This is a genomic window from Pontibacter actiniarum (assembly GCF_003585765.1).
GTDB classification, from domain to species: domain Bacteria; phylum Bacteroidota; class Bacteroidia; order Cytophagales; family Hymenobacteraceae; genus Pontibacter; species Pontibacter actiniarum.
The window spans coordinates 965,891-983,746 of record NZ_CP021235.1 but is presented as its reverse complement, the minus strand read 5'-3'; the positions used below and the strand labels follow the sequence as shown (position 1 = coordinate 983,746).

Genomic DNA, 17,856 nt, shown 5'->3' with positions numbered 1-17,856 from the left:
GGCACTTATGGAGAAGCCCCTGACCCAACACATTGTACCCGGCCGAAAGCCTCTCAGCTTAAAGGAGTATGAGAAAGTAGGCGGTTACCAGTCTGTGCGCAAGGTGCTGCAGGATATGGCACCCGCTGAAGTACAGGCGCTGGTAAAAGACGCCAACCTGCGCGGGCGCGGCGGAGCAGGCTTCAACACCGGCCTGAAGTGGAGCTTTGTGCCCATGGGGCCAGAGGCAGCCACACCCAAGTACCTGGTGGCGAACGCCGACGAGATGGAGCCCGGCACTTTTAAGGACCGCCTGCTGCTGGAGGGGAATCCGCACCAGTTGATCGAAGGGATGATTGTGGCAGCCTATGCCATACAGGCCAGTATCTCCTACGTCTTCTTACGGTGGGCCTACAAACTGGCGGCACAGGAAATCACACAGGCCATACACGAAGCCTACAAGGCCGGCTACCTGGGTAAAAACATACTTGGCACCGGCTTTAGCCTAGAGATGCACCTGCACACCGGGGTGGGCCGCTACATGTGCGGCGAGGAAACGGCTTTGCTCAACGCGCTGGAAGGCAAGCGGGCGAATCCAAGGGCCAAACCGCCTTTCCCGCAGGTAAGCGGCCTGTTTGGCAAGCCCACCATCGTTAACAACGTGGAGACGCTCTGTAACCTGCCGCACATCATCAACAACGGTGCAGAGTGGTTCCGAAAGCTGGGGCTGACGGAGGATGCTGGCACCAAGCTCTACGGCGTGAGCGGCCGCGTGAAAAAGCCCGGCTGCTGGGAGCTCCCCATGGGCACCACCATCCGGGAGATACTGGAGGATTACGCCGGCGGCATGCAGGACGGGTACCTGTTCAAGGGCTTGCTTCCTGGCGGGGCCTCTACTGATTTTCTGGTGGAAGAGCACCTGGACCTGCCCATGGACTACGGCGCTATACAGGCGGCAGGCAGCAGGATGGGCACCGGCACCATGATCATTCTCGACGACCAGACCTGCCCCGTTGGCTTTGTGCACAACCTGCAGCACTTTTTTGCGCAGGAGTCCTGCGGTTTCTGCACCCCCTGCCGCGAAGGGCTGCCCTGGGTTGAGAAAATATTGTTGGCGATTGACAAGGGCGAAGGCAAACCGGAACACCTGCTCACCCTCGATTTCCATACCAAATACCTCGGCCCCGGCAACACCTTTTGCGCGTTGGCGCCCGGTGCCATGGAGCCCCTGCAGAGCGCTCTGAAGTATTTCAGAGAGGATTTTGAACGGCACATTCACGAACACCACTGTCCCTGGAGCAAGAGCAAAGCATGGCAACCATCTATATAGACAACAAGCCCTACGAAGTAACGGCGGGAAAGAACCTGCTCGAAGCCTGCCTCTCTCTGGGCCTCGACCTTCCCTACTTTTGCTACCACCCCGCCATGGGCTCCATTGGTGCCTGCCGCCAGTGCGCCGTAAAAATGTACAGGGATGACAACGACACCACAGGCAAGCTTTTTATGTCGTGCATGGAGCAGGTGCGCGACGGCATGCGGGTTTCTATCGCAGACCTGGAGGCCAGGGAGTTCCGGGCCCACGTGATCGGCTGGCTCATGACCAACCACCCCCACGACTGCGCCGTGTGCGACGAGGGCGGCGCCTGCCACCTGCAGGACATGACCGTGATGACGGGCCACAACTACCGCGCGTACCGCTTCGACAAGCGCACCTACATTAACCAGTACCTCGGCCCCTTCCTCAACCACGAAATGAACCGCTGCATCCAGTGCTACCGCTGCGTGCGCTACTATAAAGACTATGCCGGCGGCAAAGACCTGGATGTGTTTGCCGCCCACAACCATTTATACTTTGGCCGTGCCGAAGACGGGGTGCTGGAGAGTGAGTTCAGCGGCAACCTGGCAGAGGTGTGCCCCACCGGAGTATTTACCGATAAGACGCTAAAGCAGCACTACACCCGCAAGTGGGACCTCACCATGGCCCCATCGGTGTGCCACCACTGCAGCCTCGGCTGCAACACCATTGCCGGCGAGCGCTACGGCACGCTGCGCAACATCACCAACCGCTATAACGGAGAGGTAAATGGCTATTTTCTGTGTGACCGGGGCCGTTTTGGGTATGAATTTGTGAACAGCGCCGCCCGGATTCGTAAGCCTCTGGTGCGCAGCCAACTCCCCGAAGCCACCGACAAGTATACCGCTCTGAAAGCCGCTGCCTCTGCAATAAAAACCGGGCGGGTAATCGGTATCGGCTCACCGCGGGCTTCTGTGGAGTCGAACTACGTGCTGAAAAAGCTGGTGGGCGAAGGCAACTTCCACCACGGAGCCTCAGATACCGACTACGACCTGGCAAACCTGACGCTACAGCTGCTGCAGGATGGCGCCGCCCGCACCCTGTCTCTGCGGGAGGTGGAGAAAGCTGACGCTGTGTTTATACTTGGGGAGGACCTTACCAACACCGCTCCCCTTCTGGCCCTGGCTGTCCGGCAGTCGGCCAGGCAAAAGCCCATTCTGGAGGAGGTGGCCAAGGCGAAGATCCCGGTGTGGCAGGATGCCGCCGTGCGCGAGTTGGTACAGGCGGAGCAAGGGCCGCTTTTTATCGCGCACTACACCCCAACCAAGTTAGACGAGCTGGCCACCCGCACCTATGCTGCCGCCCCCGATGCCATAGCCCGCTTTGGCTTTGCCGTCGCCCACCTCATCCACCCCGATGCACCGGAAGTAGAGGGGCTCTCTGAGGCTGAGGAGGAGCTGGCACAGCAGATAGCCGAAGCCCTGACCGAAGCGAGCAAGCCGCTGATCGTCTCCGGCACGTCCTGCGGCAACGAGCGTGTGCTTAAGGCCGCCTCCAACATTGCCACCGCACTGGTTAGCCGGGGAAAGGCAGCCGGAATAAGCCTAGTGGTACCCGAATGCAACAGCATGGGGCTGGCGATGCTCGGCGGCCACAAACTCGAATCCGCCTTCGAAGCGGTGCTGCACGGCTACGCTGACACTGTTATCATATTGGAAAACGACCTGTACCGGCGTGCGGACGCATCCACAGTTACCGACTTCCTCAACAGCTGCAGGCAAATTATCGTGCTGGACCACCTGCACAGCGCCACCACCGAAAAAGCCGACATCTTACTGCCGGCGGCACCTTTTTCTGAGGCAGACGGCACTCTGGTTAACAACGAGGGCCGGGCCCAGCGCTTTTTCCAGGTACACCCGACCGCAGAAGAAATACAGGAAGGCTGGCACTGGCTGGCCGAGCTCGGCACCATCATCGCGGATGAACAGATCAGCAACTGGCAAGGCTACGACGACATCATTAAGGCCATCTCGGAGGAGGTGCCGGCACTACGGGGGCTCCATAAAACAGCACCGCCTTCCGATTTCCGCATCGCCGGTCAGAGAATCCCGCGTGCGCCCCACCGCTTCAGTGGGCGCACCTCCATGCACGCGGGCAACCACGTGAGCGAGCCGAAACCACCCGAAGACCCGGACTCCCCGCTTTCCTACACCATGGAAGGTACCAGAAGCCAGCCCCCCTCCGCTATGATTCCGTTCTTTTGGGCCCCTGGCTGGAACTCGGTGCAGGCCACCAACAAATACCAGCAGGAAGTAGGCGGCCACCTGAAGGGCGGCGACCCCGGCACCCGCTTGCTTGAGCCAACCGGGGCAGCGTCGTACTCCACTGCCGTGCCGCAAAAGTTTATGCCGCTGGAGGGTCACCTGTACATGCTGCCGCTGCACCACACGTTCGGCTCCGAAGAGATGAGCAACCACGCCCCGGCCATTACGGAGCGTATTCCTGATCCTTATGTCGCGGTCAACGCAGCAGATGCGGCCCGCCTGAAACTAAGCGAGGGCGACCTGCTGGGCTTTACGATAGAGGGAACCAGCTACCGGCTACCCATTAAAACAAGCCATACCATCCCGAGCGGCACCGCCGGCCTGCCCAACGGTTTACCCGGGGTATCATTTAGTGCTTTGCCTGCCTGGGCCATACTTAACCGAAACATCCAATGGAAACAGCAACCCCAAACTATTTTCTGATCATCGGCGGCGTACTGTTCGTGATGCTCAATGTGGCGGCAGCCCTTATCTGGGTGGAGCGGCGCCTGCTGGCCCTGTTCCAGGACAGGTACGGCCCGAACCGTGCCGGCCCCCTCGGCCTGCTCATTGTGGCGGCCGACTCCATCAAGCTGTTCTTTAAGCAGGACTGGATCCCGCCTTTTGCCGATAAGCCCGTGTTTATACTTGCTCCGGCCATTGTGGTGGTTACGGTGCTGATGAGCTTTGTGGTGATTCCGTTTGCGCCGGGCATCGTGGTGGCCGACCTGAACATTGGCCTGCTCTTCTTCCTGGCCATGTCGTCGATGGGTGCTTACAGTGTTATACTTGGCGGCTGGGCCTCCAACAACAAGTACAGCTTGCTGGGTGCCATGCGTGGGGCGGCGCAGATGATCTCTTACGAAGTGTTTATGGGCCTGGCGCTGATGGGGGTGGTGCTACTCAGCGGCTCCTTCAGCCTGGTAACCATTGTGGAGGCGCAACGGGGGCTGTGGTTTTTCATCCCGCAGCTTATCGGCTTTGTGATCTTCTTTATCGCCGGCATTGCCGAAACGCACCGCCTGCCTTTCGATATCCCGGAGGCGGAGAGTGAGTTGATTGCGGGCTTCCACTCGGAGTACTCCGGTATGAAGTTCGGCATGTTCTTCATTGGCGAGTACATGGGCATCACGCTCATCTCCTGCATGATCGTGACCTTATACTTCGGTGGCTGGCTGGGCCCGGATTTCCTGCCGCCTATCGTCTGGTTTATACTTAAAACGGTCTTTTTCCTGATGATCTTTATCCTGCTGCGCGCCTCCATGCCCCGGCCCAGGTACGACCAGTTGATGGAGTTCGGCTGGAAAATCCTGCTGCCGCTCACGCTGCTGAACCTGATGGTAACGGCTGGGGTGGTGCTGTGGCTCTATGAGTGAGTTTTGAATAAGTGAATAAGGATAAATAACGGCACCTCCGGATTTGTAGTCCGGGAAAAGCAACGGCAGGAGCTGTGGGCAAGCAAGCGGGTTGCAAATCCGGAACAGCAGAAGTGCACCAATAAAGCTTACAGGCTGCTGGTGCGAGCCTGTAGCACAAAAGAAGAAAACAGCCTCACGTCGTCCTTCAGACATGGGAGCGTCTTATACTTAAAAACGAAAGGAGCAGCTATGTTTAGTTTGTTGCGCAGTATGTGGCTCACGTTTCTGCACGCTTTTCACAAGCGGGAAACCATCCTGTACCCCGAAGAAAGACTGATACTCCCGACCCGGTGGCGGGGCCGCATTGTGCTCACCCGCGACCCGGACGGCGGCGAACGCTGCGTAGCCTGCAACCTCTGTGCCGCCGCCTGCCCCGTAGACTGCATTGCGCTGCAGGCCACAGAAGATACAAGCGGCCGCCGCTACCCGGCCTTTTTCCGCATCAACTTCTCGCGCTGCATCTTCTGCGGTTACTGCGAGGACGCCTGCCCCACCTACGCCATCCAGCTCATCCCCGACTTTGAGATGGGCGAGTACAGCCGGCAGAACCTGGTGTACGAGAAAAAAGACCTGCTCATTAACAGCGAGGGCAAGTACCCCGGTTACAACTACTACAAAGTGGCCGGCATGGCCATCGGTGGCAAAGGCAAGGGCGAGGCCGAAAACGAAGCCCCTCCGGTAGACATCAAAAGCTTAATCCCCTAAGGCCATGGAACTGACATTTTACATCGCCGCGGCCGTTGCCGTCCTTTCCACCGTCATGGTGATCACGCGCTACAACATGATTCACGCCCTGCTCTACCTGGTGGTGTCCTTCCTGGCAGTGGCCGTTGTTTTTTTCACGCTCGGGGCGCCCTTCATGGCCGCGCTGGAGGTCATCATCTACGCCGGGGCCATCGTGGTGCTCATCATTTTTGTGATCATGATGCTGAACATGCGCCAGGAAGACGTGCAACGGGAAAAGGCGTGGCTACAGCCCTCTACCTGGGTGGGGCCGGCCGTGCTTTCGGCGGTACTGCTGGCAGAGCTGGTGTACATCGTGGTTGCCGCCGATGTTGCCACGGGCGGGGCGGTGGTAGCCGTTGACGCCCGGCTGGTGGGGCTGGCGCTATTTGGCCCCTACATTATAGGAGTGCAGCTGAGCGGCCTTCTTCTAACAGCAGGCATCGTGGGGGCCTACCACCTGGGCCGCCAGAAAAAGAAGGTCATTCACCGCTTTCTGCAGGAAAGGAGCGCAGCCGCATGAGCACGGTATCCTTAGAAGCGGCACTGCTGCTGGCAGGCGTGCTGTTTATGCTTGGCCTGGTCGGCGTGCTCATCCGGCGCAACATCATCTTTATGCTTATCTCGGTGGAGATTATGCTGAATGCGGCCGGTCTGGCTTTTATTGTGGCAGGTACCCGCTGGGTGCAGCCGGACGGGCAGGTGATGTTCATTTTTATACTGACGATGGCCGCTGCCGAGGTGTCCGTAGGGCTGGCCCTCATCCTCCAGATTTACCATCAACTGAAAACACTGAACAGCGACGCTGCCAACATAATGAAAGGATAAGGCCATGGAAAACTTACTTTGGGTTATACCCGCCCTGCCCTTTTTAGGGGCCATACTACTGGTGCTTTTCGGCAGCCGCCTGCCGCGCTCGGGGGTGGCTGCACTTGGTGTGGGCAGCGTGGGCGTTGCAGCGCTTAGCACCGTGCTGCTAGGGCTACAGTTTCTTGCCGAGAGGCCTGCTTTCTATCACCAGGAAGTATGGCAGTGGTTTAACGTGGCCGGGTTCAGGCCTTCCGTGGCCTTTCACCTGGATGCGCTTTCGATGGTCTTCATTTTCGTGATCACCTTCGTTGGCTTTCTTATCCATGTGTATTCCACGGCTTACATGGCCGAGGAAACTGACTTCTCCCGCTTCTTTGCCTGTATGAACCTGTTTGTAGGCTCTATGCTGCTGCTGGTCATGGCTGATAACCTGCTGCTTTTGTACATGGGCTGGGAAGGCGTGGGCCTGTGCAGCTACCTGCTCATCGGCTTTTGGTACAAGGAGCCCGCCAACGGGTACGCCGCCCGCAAGGCCTTTACCATCACCCGCGTGGGCGACACGGCCATGGCCATCGGCCTGTTCCTGCTGTTCCAGCTTTTCGGCACCCTCAACATACAGGCTATACTTACCGATGCCCCACAGGTATGGCAGGTCGGTGCCGGGGGCGCTTTGCTGGTCGCACTGCTGTTACTGGGTGGCGCCGTGGGCAAATCAGGGCAGTTGCCGCTGCAAACCTGGTTGCCCGACGCCATGGCGGGCCCGACGCCCGTATCGGCATTGATACACGCAGCCACCATGGTAACAGCCGGTGTGTACCTGATCGCACGCATGTACGTGATCTTCGAGCTGGCCCCCGTGGCACAGCTAACCGTAGCGGTTGTGGGCGCTGTCACCTTGCTTGTTGCCGGCTTTTCCGCCCTCACCCAGTACGACCTGAAGCGCGTGCTCGCCTACTCCACCATCAGCCAGATCGGGTATATGTTCCTGGCGCTGGGGGTGGGTGCCTGGTCGGCCGGTATTTTCCACTTCATGATCCATGCCTTTTTTAAGGCGCTGCTTTTCCTTTGTGCCGGGGCCATTATACTGGCCCTGCACCACCAGCAGGACATGCGGCAAATGGGCGGGCTCCGCAAAAGTATGCCTGTCGTGTTCTGGACCTTTCTGATCGGAGCGGCTTCGCTGGCCGCGCTGCCTATCATTACCGCAGGCTTTTACAGCAAAGACCAAATTCTGTGGTATACTTTGGCAGGGCCCAGCGGCAGCGTTTGGCTTTATGCCGCCGGGCTTGCCGGCGCCTTCCTCACCTCCATTTATACTTTCCGAATGGTGTTTATGACCTTTTACGGCGCACCCAAAACGCCTGTGGCACATCCACCCGGTAAGGCAATCACTGTTCCGCTCGTTATCCTGGCTGTACTTTCCTTGGCAGGAGGTTTTATAGAGCTGCCGCACAACTTCGGGCACGTGGCGTTGTTTTCAGACCTGCTGGCGCCTGTGCTGCCGGGTATTAGAGCAGCACAGGCGCTGGAGGCGAACGAGTGGCTGTTCCAGGTGCTGGCGGCAGTGGTGTCGTTGGGCGGCGTGTTGGTGGCATACCTGTATTACCAGCAAAGCCCGGCGCTGCTGCAAAGGCTGGAGCGCTCAAACTTTGCGATGCGGCTGCACCGGTTCTGGTTTTCCGGCTGGGGCTTCGATGCCCTGTACAACACCCTGTTCGTGCGCCCATACGTGTACCTGGCCCACCTCAACAAAGGCGATGTTATCGATAGCTTCTACACCGGCGTGGCCCGCCTGGCCGAGGGCTTCCACGTGATGCTCTCCCAAACGCAGAGCGGCGTGCTGCGCAACTACGTGATGGGCGTTGTCGTCGGTGCCATCATGATTCTCACCATAAGCCTACTGCTATGATACTGCTCTGGATGATCGTGATTTTAATGGCTGGCGGGCTGCTGGCGTGGCTCTCCAAAAAGTGGCACCCGGTGCTGCCCCGCTGGATCGCCCTCTTCGCCGTGCTGGCCGACCTGGCAATCGCCCTGTACCTGTGGCTCGGCACACCCGCTGCTGCCTTAGGCGCTTCGCCCTGGCTGGTGCAGTTCGAAATACCCTGGGTACCGCAGTGGGGCGTCAGTTTCATACTTGCCCTGGATGGGTTGAGCCTGCTCATGCTGCTGCTCACCTTCTTCCTGGGCGCGCTGGCAGTGCTCATTTCGTGGCGGGAGATCACCACCAAGACCGGCTTCTTCCACTTTAACCTGCTGTGGGTGCTAGCGGGCATCACCGGCGTTTTCCTGACGCTGGACCTGTTCCTGTTTTACTTTTTCTGGGAGGTGATGCTGATCCCGATGTATTTCCTCATCGGCATCTGGGGCCATGCTAACCGCAGTTATGCGGCTTACAAGTTCTTCCTTTTCACGCAGGCCAGTGGCTTGCTCATGTTGCTGGCCATACTTGGGCTATACTTCATCCACGGTTCTCAAACCGGCATGTACACCTTCAGCTACTTCGAACTGCTGAATACGGCCCTGGCACCGGGTGCGGCACGTTTGCTGATGTTCGGTTTTCTGGCCGCCTTTCTGGTGAAGCTTCCGGTTGTGCCGTTCCACTCCTGGCTCCCCGATGCCCACTCCGAAGCCCCGACGGCGGGAAGCGTGCTTCTGGCCGGGCTGCTGCTGAAAACCGGCGCCTACGGCCTGCTCCGCTTTGTGCTGCCCCTGTTCCCGGCGGCGGCAATGGAGTTTGCTCCCTGGGCCATGCTGCTGGGCGTCGTCGGCATCCTTTACGGCGCTCTTTTGGCATACTCCCAAACCGACTTGAAACGGCTGGTGGCCTACACCAGTGTGAGCCACATGGGTTTTATCATACTGGGCGTGTTTGCCTTTAACGAATGGGCGCTGCAGGGTGTGGTGATGCAGATGATTGCCCACGGCCTCAGCACGGGGGCCCTCTTCGTGATAGCGGGTTTCCTGTACGAGCGCCTGCACACACGCGATGTGCAGCTTATGGGCGGCTTCTGGGCAAAGGCGCCAAAAATGGGCGTGGTGGCCCTGATCTTCGTGATGGCTTCGCTGGGCCTGCCCGGCCTCGGCAACTTTATCGCGGAGTTTCTGACGCTGGTCGGCTCCTGGCAGGCCAACACCTGGCTTACGGTTTTTGCCACCGCCGGCCTGGTCATGGCTACGGTATACTCGCTGCGCATCATGCAGAAAGTGTTTTTTGAGCCAGCGCCGGCAGAGCACCCACTGCCCGACCTGAGCTCCCGCGAAATGCTGATCAGCGTTCCCATGGTGGCGCTCCTCCTCTGGCTCGGGCTTTACCCACAGCCTGTGTTGGATACCGCTCAACCAAGTATAAACCAGCAGCTGCAGGCCTACCAGCAACCGCTTTTGGAGGAAAAGGCAATAGTTGCTGAGGCCCCTGTAAGCCCGGCGAAAGCAGACAGTGTGTACTTGGGGGCAGCCGTAAAAACAAAGCCCTACCTGTCTCCCTGAAGAGTTTAGCTGGCCGTTGCGAATACTCCTGTTACCCTGAAACCTTAAACTGTAAAAGCCATTCCCCATGAGCAAGACCGACTTTCTCCATCTGATGCCGCTGCTTATCCTCACGTTTGCAGTCCTTCTCATCATGCTGGTTATTGCGGCATGGCGGAACCATAAACTCATTTACGTTATCACAGCTGTAACTCTTGTCGCCGCCTTTCTCTCGCTCTTCGAGCTGCGCGGTGCGGTGGCGCACACCATTGAGCCGCTGCTGGTGATAGATGGTTTTGCCGTGTTTTACATGGGGCTGATCCTGGCTTCCGCCTTGCTCATCAGCATGCTTTCGTACGCCTACTTTGAGCAGCAGAAGGAGCAGAAAGAGGAATATTATATCCTGCTGCTGTTAGCCACGCTGGGTGCCTGCGTGCTGGTGATCAGCAAACATTTCGCGTCGCTTTTCCTGGGGCTGGAGGTGCTGAGCGTGGCGCTGTATGCGCTGGTGTCTTACCTGCGGGTGCGGGAGCGCTCCGATGAAGCCGGCATCAAATACCTGATACTTGCTGCCTTCTCCTCCGCTTTTCTGCTCTTCGGCATGGCCCTGGTATACTTTAGCACCGGCACTATGACCTTTGAAGGCATCGCCGCATCCATGGCGGCTTTTGCAGAGCTCCCGCTGTTGCTGCTTGCAGGCTTTGGCCTGATGATCATCGGCATCGGCTTTAAGCTCAGCGTTGTGCCGTTCCATATGTGGACACCAGATGTGTATGAGGGAGCGCCAGCCCCGGTTACGGCTTTTGTGGCAACCGCGTCTAAAGGCGGCGTGCTGGGGCTGCTGATCCGGTTCTTTATGGAAGTAGACGGTTTCCGCTACCCTACCCTGATGCTCCTTTTCACCATTGTGGCCATTGCCTCTATGTTTGCCGGTAACCTGCTGGCGCTGATGCAGCAAAACGTAAAGCGCATCCTCGCCTATTCCTCTATTTCGCACCTGGGCTATTTACTGGTGGCTTTTTTGGCAGGCAACCAGATGGGTGTGGAAGCGGTTACCTTTTACCTGGTGGCCTACTTTATTACCTCTGTCGGGGCTTTCGGTACGGTAGCGCTGCTGTCAGGCGAGGCACGCGACGCAGAGCAGTTGGACGATTACCGTGGCCTTCTCTGGCGCCGCCCCTGGACGGCCACCGTCTTTACCGCCATGCTGCTGTCTTTGGCAGGCATTCCGCTCACGGCTGGCTTTGTCGGCAAGTTCTACGTGCTGGCGGCTGGCGTAAGTACCCAGCAATGGCTCCTGGTGGTGACGCTGGTGCTAAACAGTGTGATTGGCCTGTACTATTACATTAAGATCATTGCCGTGATGTTTCAGCAGCCAGACACGGCGCGGGAGGCAGTGGCGCTTCCACGTCCCTCTGTTTTTGTAGCCAGCATGGGCACCTTAGTGCTCCTGGCGGGCCTGCTGTTGCTCATTGGTGTTTACCCGACAGCCCTGGTGCAGCTTATACAGGAGATGCTGTACACTGCGCCCGCAGTCGTGGCCCGGTAAGCGAACCTCTACCTCCTGGCGGCAGTATCTACTAGTTGAATAATGTTGGTAAAAGAAGGAGGAAGCGGGGATGAAAGTATGGAAAACCTTTGTTTTTGTGGCCACGGCACTGGTCCTCCTCCCCGTGTGTGGCATGGGGCAGCGCAGAAGCTAGGAAGTGGCTGTGGCAGGTGGAGCGGCTTACAACTTTCGGACGCCCCTGCACATAAAGCAGCGCAACGCCCAAAACATAGAAATAGACGCAGACTACCGCACCGAGCCCTTTACCCCACCCGTTTACTACGACATTCGGGTAAGCACCTGGCAAAGTGACCGCGGATGGGAGCTGAAGTTCACCCACCATAAGCTCATTCTCGACAACACGCCGCCGGAGGTGCAGCGCTTCTCCATCACCAACGGCTACAACTTTCTCACCTTAAACCGCCTGTGGCAGTCAAAGGGCCTCACCTGGTCTGCAGGAGCCGGGTTGGTTATCACCCATCCGGAGTCTACCATACGAAACGTACCCTACCCCGAAAACAAAGGCATCTTTAACAAAGGCTATTACATTTCCGGCCCCGCGCTGGAGGCTGCTCTGGCCAAACGCTACTTCTTTGCCGACCGCTGGTTTATACTTGCCGAGGGCCGTATAACAGCATCTTATGTAGAGGTTCCAGTGGCTGACGGTGAGGCCCAGGTGACAAGCCTGGCACTGCACGGCCTGCTGGGTCTGGGCTTCCGGTTTAACAGGTAGAGGGGCGCTAGCGAACTTTCTGTAGCTCCCGCGACAGTACACTTTACTACGGCCGCGGTTTCTTTACCGGCATGCTGGTCAAAAACCTGGTGGCGCTCCCTCTGCAGGCGGCCCGTGCTGAAAGACCATCAGCTTTATGCCTGGTACACAACGCTCACATCATCCTGGGGCAGCTTTTAATATACCCTGCCGCTGTTTCCTGTTGAATTTTAAAGCCCGGTTTCTGCAGATTTTAGTAGTTTTGCGGCCCCTTGTTGGCAGCGCCTTTCTGGCAGATGCCTGCCACCAGGGCGCAAGCGTTGTTTACCAGCAGGCAGGCGGGGTGTATACCTGCTCCGGCGACTGTGCTGAATTTAGCAGATAGAAGGGAAAGATCTACATGGAGAACCAGCCACAGGCCACTACTCACCAGGGCCTTAAAACTACACTTATCGGAATCCTTTTCAGTGCGTTTCTGGCTATCCTGAAAGCAGTGGGAGGCATTTTTGGCCATTCGTTTGCCCTGATTGCGGATGCGATTGAGTCTACGGCTGACATCTTTACCTCTACCATGCTTTGGCTGGGGCTCAAGTGGTCGTCTAAACCGGCAGACCATAACCACCCCTACGGCCATGGCAAAGCGGAGGCTTTGGTGGCGATAGGCATTGCGCTGGCGCTTTGCGCAGCCGCCATACTAATTGGCAGAGAAAGTATAAACAACATTCAGTCGCCCCACAAAAGCCCCGCCCCCTACACCCTCATCATCCTGTTGGTGGTTATCGTAACAAAGGAGCTGCTGTACCGCTTCGTGCACAAAACCGGCCTTGAAGCAAACAGCGAAGCCGTTAAGGCCGATGCCTTTCACCACAGGAGCGATGCCATTACCTCAGGGGCTGCCTTTATAGGCGTTACCATTGGCATCGTGGGTGGCAAGGGCTACGAAGTTGCCGATGACTGGGCGGCTCTCTTAGCTGCTGCCATTATCCTCATCAATGCCTATAAGATTTTCAGGCCAGCCATTGGGGAGCTGCTGGACGAAGAACTGGACCCGGCCCTGAACAGGCGCGTCGCCCAGCTTGCCGGTGAGATACCGGCAGTCGTGAAAGTACAGAAATGCCATACCCGAAAGATGGGTGTAATGAACCATGCCGATATGCACATCTGGGTAGACAAAAACATGACCGTGGAGCAGGGGCATGTGGTGGCACACGCTGTAAAAGACAACATACAGCAGCACCTGCCCCAGTTTATTGATGTCATGATCCATGTTGAGCCTACAGACGCAGTAGACTAGCGCAGGCGCTGTTTCATTGATTCACGAGACTTTTTCGTGTGGCCGAGGCCTTTTTTCGGCGCAGAAATAAAAACACGGGAGCCGCTGCCTTGAAAGGCAGCGGCTCCCGTGTTTTTGCGTAGTGCACATCCTGGCATTTAAGCGCAGCAAAAGAAAAAGCCCGTCACCTTCACGTGGGCCTCCTGCGTAGCCGTTATTTATACCAGTAGTGGTCGTAGAACTTTCTGCGTGGCTTCTTTTTTCCGTACAGGTAGTAAACAGCATACGCCACGCCATAACATGCGATCACCAACCCTATAATTAATGCTTCCATATCTATCTATACGTAAAGGTTTTAAATATAACACATGATAACCGTAGCTTTACCCTAAAAAGAATGCTGATCACATCAAAAATCCAGCTTTCGTAGCCTGAGTACAGCTTTCTCCTCCTTCATTTACTGGCTCACAGTCGGCTTCTTCATCTCCTCCTGAAACTTTTTGAGCTGCTTGTCTATCTGCTTTTTATCCCCCACCACTACCAGCGTCATGTCCTGGGGGCGCAGGTATTTGGCGGTGGTGGCACGCACCTGCTCCGGGGTAACGGCATAAATATCCTGCACCTGGTTTGTCAGGAAGCTCTCCGGCAGGTTATGCAGGTCCAGGAAGTTGAGCTGTCCGATAATACCGCCCGGTGTGGAGTTGCGGAGCACAAAGAGCCCGGCTTCATAGTTCTGTATCCCCTCCAGCTCTTCTGCTGTGGGGGCCTCTTTTCCTAACCTGTTGATTTCGTACACAATTTCCTTCAGCGAGTTGCCTGTGTGCTCTGTCGTTACGTCGGCATTCTCGGCCCAGGAAGCTGCCTTGTAGCGTGTGTTGATAGAGCTGTAGGGAGAGTAGGTGTATCCCTTATCCTCCCGGATATTGCGTGTGATGCGGGAGCCAAAGGAGCCACCCAGCAGGGAGTTGGCAACGCGCAGCTCCATATAATCAGGGTCTGAGGCGCTTGGCACCGGCAAACCCAGTACGATAGTGGACTGCGGTGCACCCGGACGATCCAGCACGATCATCTCGCTCTTGGTAACAGGCTGTACCACCGGAATATTGGGCTCCGGCCCTTTTCGCCAGTCACTGAGCGAGGAGCTGATCGCCTCCTTCATCTCGGAAGAGTCGAACTTGCCGGCCACATAGACGTTGGTGCGCTGGGCCCCGAACTGGTTCTCGTAAAAATTCTGCACCTCTTCCAGTGAGTAAGCGTCTACCTGCTCGTCTGTCGGTAACTCCCGGCCGTAGGGGTGGTTGGGGAACAGTGTCGCCCTGAACTTCTCATCTGCCTGCGTTCCCGGTTGCGCCCGCGCCAGGTTCATCCGCCGTTTAAAGTCGTTCTTCACGCGGTCCAGCTCAGAGGCCGGGAAAGAGGGGTTCTCCAGCACGTCCGCCATCAGGGCTACCAACTCTGGCCCGTACTCAGAGAGGGCTTCGCCCGAAACAATCGTCTGGTTAGAGCCCACGCTCACGTTCAGGTAGCCGCCCATGCGCGCCACCTCCGCGGCAATTTGCTTGGCGCTACGGGTGGAGGTGCCCTCTTCCATCAGCCGGCCCACAATGTCAGCCAGCCCGTTCTGGTCGGGGCCCTCGTGCACGTTGGCGGCCTCTACCACCATACTTACCGTTACCTTCGGCACCTCCCCGAAGGGCACCAGGGTCGCCTCGAGGCCATTAGGCAGCGTAAACTCCTGCTTTGCCGGTAAGGTAAAGTCCTTCGGCTCACCTCCGGCTGGCGGGGTCTGCTTCTGGGCTGTGGCCACGGTTGCCCCCAGCGCCAGCAGCACACTCATCGAAATAGGAAATAGCTTATTCATAGGATATATCTTTAGATCTGAGCCTGTGGGTTTACAATTAGTACAGTGCGGTTTGTAGGCCGCAGATACTCCCGAATGGTTCGCTCCATCAGTTCAGGCGTCACCTTTTTAAACTCCTCCTCCAGCTCGTTGATTTTGGCAGGGTTGTTATCAAACAGCGCAAAGCTTGCCAGCAGGTCTGCCTTGCCGAAGCCGTACATCTGGCCCACCTGGTCATATAGCGAAGAACGCATTTTTACAAGGGCCAGGTCCAGCATCTCCTGGTCTACCCCCTGCTCCTGCAGCCGCTGTATCTCCTTGTCCAGCACAGACACGATGGAGTCAGCCGCCACATCTTTGTCATGCACCAGGCTGCCCATCCAGAGCATCGGCCCGTTGTAGTTAAACATGTTGCCGAGGTCTGCGTTGATGCCTCCGCTAACGGAGCCGGTGTAGCCGCGGTCCTGCACTAAGGCTTGGTGCAAACGGCTGTCGTTGCCCTGCAGCAGGATCTGGTCCAGCAGGCCCATGGCATAGTATTCCGGTGAGTTGCGCTCCGGCATGTGGTAGGCAAAGGCCAGGGCCGGGCGGTTCGCCAGCTTATCGTCTTTGGTGAAGCGCTGCTCCTTTTCCTGCCTCGGCTCCGCCAGGTTAGGGGTTTCCGGAACGGTGGAGGAAGGGATACCGCCGAAGTACTGTTGCACCCACTCCCTTGCCTGAGCCGGCTCAAAGTCTCCCACGACCACCACCACAGCATTGTTAGGCGCATAGAACGTGTCGAAGAAGGACTTCACATCCTCCAGGCTCGCTGCATCCAGGTCTTCCAGGTCGCCGTAGAAGTTGTGGGCGTTGTACCAATTCTTATTGGCGTACTGCGGCATGTCGAGCCACGGGAAGCCGCCATACGGTTGGTTGAGCACGTTCACTTTTACTTCGTTCTTAACCACGCCCTGCTGGTTCGTCAGGTTATCCTCGGTAATCTTAAGGCCTTTCATTCGGTCAGCCTCGGCCCACAGCACCGTCTCCAGTTTATGCGCAGGTACAATCTCAAAGTAGTTGGTAAAATCGTAGCGGGTGGAGCCGTTTAGTATGCCGCCGTTTTTCTGCACCAGCTGTATAAACTCCATTTTGCCCAGGTTCTCAGAGCCCTGGAACATCATGTGCTCAAACAGGTGCGCAAAACCGGTGCGGTCCTTTGGTTCATTTCGAAACCCGATGTTGTAGTACACGGCCACCGTGGCGATGGGCGCTGTTTCATCAGGCGACAGCACGACCTTCAGGCCGTTGTCCAGCGTGTAGTAGATAACCGGCACTTGGTAGCCTGTGCTTTCGGCACTTGGCACCTGGGTGGCAGGAGAAGTTGTTTCTGCTGTTGCCGTAGTGCCACTGGTATCCGGAATGGTAGCCCTGGGACTACAGGAGGCAAACGCCAGCACCAGGCTAACAACACAGAGGCTTTTGGTGCGCCGCAGCAAGTGTAAAGGGATCTTTTTAGAAGACATAGAGCGCTGAGTTTAGCGGTTAAAGATGAATCGACCTTAACATACAGCCTTATACGCTATATAGCACTAAAAATATAAATTTACTTTTAAATAACTATCATATTCTAATCAAAAACTTATAAACCTAAGTAATAGACTCCCAAAGAAGTACAGGCAAAGTAGGAGCGGCTTGCGTAACTGCTCAGCAACCACCCTTGGCAACTGCTGCGGCCCGTACATGACAGAAGAAGAGCACCATACGATTGAAGCTATGCCCGTATATACTTTACCACTGCCCTCCGTTGGCTCTCAGAGTCCGTTCCCTTTGTCCCTTCTTTCTCACCATAAATGCAAACATTCTACATGGAAACACTGACACGCCTGCAGGTTAGCAGCCCGGCCTTTGAGTACGGGGAAAAGATACCTGTGCAACACACCTGTGACGGCAGAAACATTAATCCCACCCTTGAGATTGATGACCTGCCCGAGAGAACGCAAAGCCTTGTGGTGATGGTGAACGACCCGGACGCCCCTAGCGGCACCTGGTCGCACTGGCTGATGTGGGACATTGCGCCGACCAACCTGCTGGAAGAGGGCAGCGCCGCAGGCACACAGGGCCTGAATGACTTCGGTAACCCGAAGTATAACGGCCCCTGCCCTCCTATTGGCACGCACCGCTACTTCTTCAGGGTGTATGCGCTGGACACCATGCTCCGGCTGCCGGAAGCAAGCACAAGAGAGGAGCTTTTGGAAGGTATGGCTAATCACATTCTGGCCAGCGGAGAACTGATGGGCGTTTTCAGCCGGTAAGCATTCGCTTTTTCAGGTGCTTCGGTATTTCTTCGCTAGGTTGCCGTTGTTCATGCTGCACAAAGCCGAAGCCGGGCCTTATACTTCCGGCCTCTGGCCGACACACCCGAAAGCCTGTACTTAAAGCAAGCGGCCAACCTAAGCAGCCTAATCCCGTTTTACTCATTCTAGGCATCCCGCATACACACAAGGGCTG

At 57.0% G+C, this 17,856-nt stretch carries 14 protein-coding genes; 12 read left to right on the top strand and 2 right to left on the bottom strand.

Annotated elements, in window-relative coordinates:
* Window positions 1-7: 7 nt before the first annotated feature.
* From nuoF to CA264_RS04215, 11 genes are all read left to right on the top strand, one after another.
* Entirely contained in the window at window positions 8-1,309 is a 1,302-nt protein-coding gene (gene nuoF / locus CA264_RS04265) for an NADH-quinone oxidoreductase subunit NuoF (protein WP_025604888.1), read from the top strand.
* A complete protein-coding gene (gene nuoG, locus CA264_RS04260; RefSeq protein ID WP_025604887.1) occupies window positions 1,291-4,020 on the top strand; it encodes an NADH-quinone oxidoreductase subunit NuoG in 2,730 nt (909 codons plus the stop codon). The genes nuoF and nuoG overlap by 19 nt, the downstream gene beginning before the upstream one ends.
* On the top strand, window positions 3,990-4,952 hold the full coding sequence (nuoH, locus tag CA264_RS04255; protein ID WP_025604885.1) for an NADH-quinone oxidoreductase subunit NuoH: 963 nt from the start codon (window positions 3,990-3,992) through the stop codon (window positions 4,950-4,952). The genes nuoG and nuoH overlap by 31 nt, the downstream gene beginning before the upstream one ends.
* A 231-nt stretch (window positions 4,953-5,183) precedes the next feature.
* Window positions 5,184-5,699 (top strand): NADH-quinone oxidoreductase subunit NuoI, encoded by a 516-nt coding sequence (nuoI, locus tag CA264_RS04250; RefSeq protein WP_025604883.1) that lies wholly within the window; start codon window positions 5,184-5,186, stop codon window positions 5,697-5,699.
* Window positions 5,700-5,703: 4 nt separating this feature from the next.
* Window positions 5,704-6,240: an NADH-quinone oxidoreductase subunit J gene (gene nuoJ / locus CA264_RS04245; RefSeq protein ID WP_025604881.1), complete on the top strand. Its 537-nt coding sequence runs from the start codon at window positions 5,704-5,706 to the stop codon at window positions 6,238-6,240.
* A complete protein-coding gene (gene nuoK / locus CA264_RS04240; protein WP_025604880.1) occupies window positions 6,237-6,545 on the top strand; it encodes an NADH-quinone oxidoreductase subunit NuoK in 309 nt (102 codons plus the stop codon). The genes nuoJ and nuoK overlap by 4 nt, the downstream gene beginning before the upstream one ends.
* Before the next feature lie 4 nt (window positions 6,546-6,549).
* Entirely contained in the window at window positions 6,550-8,436 is a 1,887-nt protein-coding gene (gene nuoL, locus CA264_RS04235) for an NADH-quinone oxidoreductase subunit L (RefSeq protein ID WP_025604878.1), read from the top strand.
* Window positions 8,433-10,016, top strand: a complete 1,584-nt coding sequence (gene nuoM, locus CA264_RS04230; protein ID WP_025604876.1) for an NADH-quinone oxidoreductase subunit M — start codon at window positions 8,433-8,435, stop codon at window positions 10,014-10,016. The genes nuoL and nuoM overlap by 4 nt, the downstream gene beginning before the upstream one ends.
* 67 nt (window positions 10,017-10,083) lie before the next feature.
* Window positions 10,084-11,544, top strand: a complete 1,461-nt coding sequence (locus CA264_RS04225; RefSeq protein WP_025604874.1) for an NADH-quinone oxidoreductase subunit N — start codon at window positions 10,084-10,086, stop codon at window positions 11,542-11,544.
* Between the two features lie 163 nt (window positions 11,545-11,707).
* Window positions 11,708-12,277, top strand: coding sequence for a hypothetical protein (locus CA264_RS04220; protein ID WP_157593638.1), 570 nt, complete (start codon window positions 11,708-11,710; stop codon window positions 12,275-12,277).
* Between the two features lie 379 nt (window positions 12,278-12,656).
* Window positions 12,657-13,550 (top strand): cation diffusion facilitator family transporter, encoded by an 894-nt coding sequence (locus CA264_RS04215; protein ID WP_025604870.1) that lies wholly within the window; start codon window positions 12,657-12,659, stop codon window positions 13,548-13,550.
* A 436-nt stretch (window positions 13,551-13,986) separates the two neighbouring features.
* Here the strand turns inward: CA264_RS04215 and CA264_RS04210 are convergent, their stop codons facing one another.
* Together CA264_RS04210 and CA264_RS04205 are read right to left on the bottom strand one after the other, a co-directional pair.
* Entirely contained in the window at window positions 13,987-15,390 is a 1,404-nt protein-coding gene (locus CA264_RS04210) for a M16 family metallopeptidase (RefSeq protein WP_025604868.1), read from the bottom strand.
* An 11-nt stretch (window positions 15,391-15,401) separates the two neighbouring features.
* The gene (locus CA264_RS04205) at window positions 15,402-16,871 is read right to left on the bottom strand and encodes a M16 family metallopeptidase (protein ID WP_025604866.1); all 1,470 of its coding nucleotides are present in this window, start codon (window positions 16,869-16,871) and stop codon (window positions 15,402-15,404) included.
* Between the two features lie 342 nt (window positions 16,872-17,213).
* Between CA264_RS04205 and CA264_RS04200 the strand changes: the two genes are divergently transcribed.
* Window positions 17,214-17,660 carry a YbhB/YbcL family Raf kinase inhibitor-like protein gene (locus CA264_RS04200; protein WP_036775432.1) on the top strand — a complete coding sequence of 149 codons (447 nt, stop codon included), beginning with the start codon at window positions 17,214-17,216 and terminating at the stop codon, window positions 17,658-17,660.
* The last annotated feature ends 196 nt before the right edge of the window (window positions 17,661-17,856 follow it).